The following is a 248-nucleotide window of genomic DNA, read 5'->3' as shown; positions in this document are numbered from 1 at the left end:
CGACACCACCGCCCAGGAGGGCGGCTCCGGCTCGCCGGCCACCACGGGCTCCACCACCGGCTCCGCCACCGCCTCCGGCGGTCTGGCCGAGACGGGCGCCGAGGACGGCGGCGGCATCAAGGCCCTGGGCCTGGTCGCCGGCACGGTGATCCTGCTCGGCGGCGCGGTCTTCACCTTCACCCCGTGGCGCCGCCTGCGCGGCACCCGGTAACCCCTGCGAACGCGGCGGCCCGGCACACCAGGAGGTG

The 248-nt window shown here is 77.8% G+C and carries 1 pseudogene; it reads left to right on the top strand.

The window, feature by feature from the left end:
* Positions 1-211, top strand: a pseudogene (locus ACFXA3_RS39125) (hypothetical protein); the annotation flags it as partial.
* Between the last annotated feature and the right edge of the window lie 37 nt (positions 212-248).

The sequence above is a fragment of the Streptomyces sp. NPDC059456 genome, assembly GCF_042750055.1.
Classification (GTDB): Bacteria; Actinomycetota; Actinomycetes; order Streptomycetales; family Streptomycetaceae; genus Streptomyces.
This window is presented reverse-complemented; position numbering and strand designations above follow the sequence as displayed.